2 protein-coding genes are annotated in these 1,852 nt (G+C 71.1%); both read right to left on the bottom strand.

Annotation, left to right across the window (positions count from 1 at the left end; all coding sequences use genetic code 11):
• Nucleotides 1-566: copper transporter (locus GT354_RS24730; RefSeq protein ID WP_161358579.1), on the bottom strand; the 566-nt coding region annotated here is incomplete at its 3' end.
• On the bottom strand, nucleotides 563-1,738 hold the full coding sequence (gene steA, locus GT354_RS24725) for a putative cytokinetic ring protein SteA (RefSeq protein WP_161358578.1): 1,176 nt from the start codon (nucleotides 1,736-1,738) through the stop codon (nucleotides 563-565). The genes GT354_RS24730 and steA, both read right to left, overlap by 4 nt.
• Between the last annotated feature and the right edge of the window lie 114 nt (nucleotides 1,739-1,852).

Below are 1,852 nucleotides of genomic sequence, written 5' to 3'. Positions count from 1 at the left end.
GGCGGCGTGGAAGGCGGCGCGGTGGTCGCGGGCGCCGAGGCGGTCCCGGCGCCGGTCCCGGTCCCGGTCGGCGGCTGCTGCTCGGTGATCGCGCCCGCGAGCACCTTGGCCGCCCGGTCGGTCGCCGAGCCGCTCGTGGTGGTCGCGCCCGTCGGCCCGAGCGCGGTCACCAGGTCCGCCTCGCGCTTGGGGTCGGTCCAGGCGCCCTTGACCGAGACCTGGCCGGTGACCGTGGCGCCGGCGCTGCCGAGCAGCTTGACCATGCTCTCGGTCATCTTGGCGTCGGCGCCGGGCAGCGAGACGACGACGGCCTTGTGGCCCTTGAGCCGACCGGCGACGGCCGGCTCGACCATCGAGCTGACGACCCCGTTGAGGTACTTCTGGCCGGAGTTCGCCCGGTCGAGTTCCCGACGCAGCCCCTCGTTGTTGCGGGCCAGGTCCTGTACCTGCGTGTCCAGACCCGACACGGCGGCCTCCTTGAGGAAGGAGGCACCGAGGACGAGCCCGACCGAAAGGGCCAGGAAGACCGCGATGATGGAGACGACGTGATAGCGGAAGTCGATCAACTGAACAGTCCCTGGAGCCAATAGACGAAGGCGTCCCACTGTGCGCCGAACACGTGGAAGTACGCACGTCCGAGCGGGGTGACGCGCACGGTGACCGCGATGGTGACGAGCGCGGCCAGGCACAGCATGAGCAGCGATGTCGTGGAGATGCGGCTGCGGTACAGGCGGCTGACGCCCTTGGCGTCCACGAGTTTGCCGCCGACGCGCAGCCGGGTGAGAAAGGTACTGGCCATGCCGGCCCGCCCCTTGTCGAGGAACTCGACGAGGGTCAGGTGGGTGCCGACCGCGACGATCAGGCTCGCGCCGCCGTCGTCGGCGAGCAGCATCGCGATGTCCTCGCTCGTCCCGGTGGCGGGAAACGAGATGCCCGCGACGCCGAGTTCGTCGAGCCGTTCCATGCCGGGCGCGCGACCGTCGCGGTAGGCGTGCACGATGATCTCCGCGCCGCAGCGCAGCGCCGCGTCGGACACGGAGTCCATGTCGCCGACGATCATGTCCGGCTTGTAGCCGGCCTGGAGCAGCGCGTCGGCGCCACCGTCGACGCCGATCATGACCGGGCGGTACTCGCGGATGTACGGCCGCAGCGCGGCGATGTCCTCGCGGTAGTGGTAGCCGCGGACGACGATGAGCACTTGGCGACCGTCGATCCGGGTGCGGATCTCGGGGACGCCGACGCCGTCGAGGAGCAGTTCGCGCTCCTCGCGGATGTACTTGAGGGTGTTCTCGGCGAACGCCTCGATCTGCTCGGAGAGCCCTTCGCGGGCCTTCTCCATCGCGACCCGCACCGACTCGGCGTCGAGCAGGGTGCCGATGGCGACGGGCGAGTCGCCGCGGTAGAGGACGTTGTCCTCGACCCGGACGAGTTCGCCTTCGCGGATGCGGTCGAGCACGCTCCCGCCGACCTCGTCGAGGAGCGGCACGCCCGCCTCGACGAGCAGTTGCGGCCCGATGTTGGGATAACGCCCGCTGATGCTCGCGGAGGCGTTGACGACGGCGGCGGGCCGACACTTCACGAGGGCCTCGGCGGCGACCCGGTCGAGGTCACCGTGATCGATGATCGCGACGTCTCCCGGCCGGAGCCGCTTGGTGAGGTCCTTGGTACGCCGATCGACCCGGGCGAACGAACCGGTGTCCTCGGAGTGCCGTCGACGACGTAGCGCGGGAATCCTCACCGGCGCAATCCTGCCATGCTGCACCTTCCCCGGGAGCCGGGCGGTCACGCACCGCGGCCCCGGGGGGAGCGGGTGCGGGACGCCCCGTCGACTCGACGCGCCCGAGCACGGGGC

Source organism: Streptomyces sp. SID3343 (genome assembly GCF_009865215.1).
Classification (GTDB): Bacteria; Actinomycetota; Actinomycetes; order Streptomycetales; family Streptomycetaceae; genus Embleya.
This window is presented reverse-complemented; position numbering and strand designations above follow the sequence as displayed.